General features: G+C 41.7%; 4 protein-coding genes. 2 read left to right on the top strand and 2 right to left on the bottom strand.

The genetic code is table 11. From position 1 onward, the window contains the following. Positions 1-21: 21 nt before the first annotated feature. Entirely contained in the window at positions 22-543 is a 522-nt protein-coding gene (gene hpt / locus E1160_RS00390; protein ID WP_155153014.1) for a hypoxanthine phosphoribosyltransferase, read from the bottom strand. Between the two features lie 162 nt (positions 544-705). Between hpt and E1160_RS00385 the strand changes: the two genes are divergently transcribed. Further along, entirely contained in the window at positions 706-1,656 is a 951-nt protein-coding gene (locus tag E1160_RS00385; RefSeq protein ID WP_155153013.1) for an alpha/beta hydrolase, read from the top strand. Positions 1,657-1,780: 124 nt separating this feature from the next. Further along, positions 1,781-2,575, top strand: coding sequence for a phytanoyl-CoA dioxygenase family protein (locus E1160_RS00380; protein ID WP_155153012.1), 795 nt, complete (start codon positions 1,781-1,783; stop codon positions 2,573-2,575). A 48-nt stretch (positions 2,576-2,623) separates the two neighbouring features. Here the strand turns inward: E1160_RS00380 and E1160_RS00375 are convergent, their stop codons facing one another. Continuing rightward, entirely contained in the window at positions 2,624-3,097 is a 474-nt protein-coding gene (locus tag E1160_RS00375) for a DUF2726 domain-containing protein (RefSeq protein WP_155153011.1), read from the bottom strand. Positions 3,098-3,144 lie beyond the last annotated feature (47 nt).

Here is a 3,144-nt window from a genome sequence, read left to right as displayed (position 1 = left end):
ACAAATCATCTAATAATGAAATTAATCAACTGTGCCGATATATGGAAGATGGCGGTATTTTTCTGCGTAATCAATGCCATAGCCAACGACAAATAAATCTTCCACTTCAAAGCCTGTATAAGTGGCTTTCACATCAACTTCGCGACGGGATGGCTTATCAAGCAAGATACAAGACTTAACAGATTTTGCGCCATGCTCTCGGAAAACACGCTTGGTGAAAGCCAAAGTACGACCGGAATCCAAAATGTCATCAACGACTAAAACATGTTTACCGTGAATATCCGCCGGCACACCACCAGACATGAGCACTTCGCCGCTACTTTCTTTTGAATTTCCATAAGAACTTAAACGCATGAATTCGACTTGTGGCTTTAATCCCCATTTATCCATCGCGCGTACCAAGTCAGCTGTGAAAGTAAATGCGCCTTTTAACAGGCCAACAACCATGATGTCTTCTGGCACTTCCAAGGCCATCAACTTTGCCATTTCATCAATACGTGTTGCAATTTCTTCCGCGCTATATAACTGCGTAATCTGGGTCATAAGGGGTTCCACCTTAGTTTGAATTTGATCCTGTGAATTTATCAGCTTGCATCCCATGAGGCACTTTTTTCGCCCTCCACTGTATTGCAATGCAGCAAAACTTGACCTTATATATCATACGACAAATGATTTGCCAGCGGACAATTCGGGAAGGTTTATGCCATGTGGGCTAGAATTCACAAGGTTTTTTTATTCATATTTGCTTTGAAAGTGATTTCGGCATGTAGCCCAACATTACAGACCATCAGTGAAATCAATCAAAAACCCGAATTACATGACGATAAAATCATCACAAAAGACGGTTTTAAGTTACCATTAAAAGTATGGAAAAATGACGGTTTGACGCCCAAAGCTGTTATTCTCGCCCTACACGGATTTAACGATCACGCAAACGGTTGGGATCAAGCCGCGACGATCTGGGCAGAAAATGGTTTATGGACTTATGCCTATGATCAACGTGGTTTTGGTGCCACAGAACAACGCGGCCTTTGGGCTGGTGACGAAACATATATTGATGATGTAAAGACAGTCGTCAGATTATTAAAAGAAAAACATCCAGAGACACCGATCTACCTTACTGGGCATAGTATGGGCGGTGCAATCACCTTATTGACAGCAACCTCAGAACATCCCCCTGAAGTAGATGGGTATATCTTAGTCGCACCTGCCGTTTTATATCGTGAGGATGTTCCCTGGATACAGCGCGTCATTGTTGAGGCAACAGTCGCAATCGCCCCAAGCTGGACACCTACTATCCATACAGACAAGGTCGCCAGTGACAATCGGGAAATGTTAATCAAAATGTTTGAAGATCCGCTTTTCATTAAAAGAAGTCGCGTGGATACGGGATATTTTTTATTTGAGCTGATGATGGCAGCGGGGGAAAAGGCGAGCTATCTTAATAGAAAGACATTAATTCTATATGGCGACAAAGAAGAAATTGTCCCTGCATATGCGGTTGAACGTTTCTTGCAACAACTTCCGCAAAATAACGACAAAACATGGTCGCTAAAACGATACGAAGAAGGTTATCACATGCTAACACGAGATCTAAATGGGGATATAGTTAGCTCAGATATTGCCAAATATATATTAGAAAACAGCAACTTATAACCACACAGCAACTTAACCACACGTTGTCGCAAATACGATAGAAATAACATTATGTAAATTTGGGTTTCCGTGCCAAAGTTTCTCTCAAGAGATAACAATCTTATATCTGGGGAGCATGTGAAAAATGGACTTATCTGAAATTAGAAAACGTTATGATCAGGATGGGTTTGTATCTCCAATTTCAATTCTGGATGAGCAAGAAGCGCAGAAACAAAGAAGAATCTTGGAACACACAGAAGCAGATGTTGGTAATTTACACTATAAGTTCAAAATCCATACGGCTATGCCTTCGGCTTTCGAAGTCGCCACAAACCCAAAGTTACTTGATGCAGTTGAGACAATCTTAGGCCCGAACATCCTTCTGTATAGCGTCTCTTACATTATCAAAGAGCCTCATTCCGCTTCGCATGTAAGTTGGCATCAAGACCTGACCTATTGGGGATTAAGCTGTGATGATCAGGTGAGTGCTTGGCTTGCCCTCTCCCCCGCAACAATGGAAAGTGGCTGCATGCGCATGATCCCCGGAAGCCACCTTGGTGGAAAAAGAGAACATCAGCTCATTGAAGATGAAAATAACGTGCTTCTCAACGGCCAAAATGTGATTGGTGTCGATGAAAAAGCAGCGGTTTATTGCCCTTTAAGCCCGGGCGAAGTTTCTCTACATCATGGATGGACCTTGCATGCATCCATGCCGAATATAAGTCATGATCGTCGTATTGGGCTTAACATCCAATATCTTGCGCCACATGTTCGCCAGCTTAAAAATCCAGAAGACGGTGCAATCCTTGTTCGTGGCGAAGATCACTACAACAATTTCCCAGTCGATATGCCGGCCACAAAACCAAATGACCCTGCGCAATGGGCATATCGTCAAAAACTATCAGATCGTATTCAAAACATCCAAAGTACAACGATTTAGGTATCACAGCTTATCCAAGGCCAAGTTTAACTTGGCCTGTATTTCTTTTTAACGATCTTCGGGGAATATCTCTACCAAAACGATTCCTGCTTTTTCCAATGCGAGACGCTTTACCTTATCTCTCTTTTCCACCTGTTTTTTTTGTTTTGCATCATCACCAAAATGTCCCTGACCTTGATATTCAATTGCGATACACGGCATAGCATCCTGATCCACGAAAAGAAAATCCAAACGTTTTGCATTAAAACTACGCCTTGTTTCCTCTTTAACAGTTGCAAGAATTTCTCCCATGGAAACTTGCGAGAATAAATTCAGATTGGTTTTCCCTGAAGCCCGTTGCCAATTTCTCAATTCTGTATACAAACGCATTTCAGATTTATTCATCAAAGGCTGCGCAAATATCTTTCCCTTTTTGACCAATCTTAAATGTTCATCGGCGTAATTCCCACCGCTTAGCAAACGAAAAAGCCCAACAGGGATGATCAACCCAATAAATACATAAAAAAGAAATTCTGAGATCATTTCGTCACTCTCTTATTCCGCCCAACAAATAATTTAACCTTTATTCT

Source organism: Curvivirga aplysinae (assembly GCF_009711445.1).
In the GTDB taxonomy this organism is placed as follows: Bacteria; Pseudomonadota; Alphaproteobacteria; order UBA8366; family Aestuariispiraceae; genus Curvivirga; species Curvivirga aplysinae.
This window is presented reverse-complemented; position numbering and strand designations above follow the sequence as displayed.

Bases quoted from the DNA above. Each gene is read 5' to 3' on its own strand.
- E1160_RS00385 (WP_155153013.1), top strand. From the start codon at position 706: ATGTGGGCTAGAATTCACAAGGTTTTTTTATTCATATTTGCTTTGAAA.
- E1160_RS00380 (WP_155153012.1), top strand. From the start codon at position 1,781: ATGGACTTATCTGAAATTAGAAAACGTTATGATCAGGATGGGTTTGTA.
- hpt (WP_155153014.1), bottom strand. From the start codon at position 543: ATGACCCAGATTACGCAGTTATATAGCGCGGAAGAAATTGCAACACGT.
- E1160_RS00375 (WP_155153011.1), bottom strand. From the start codon at position 3,097: ATGATCTCAGAATTTCTTTTTTATGTATTTATTGGGTTGATCATCCCT.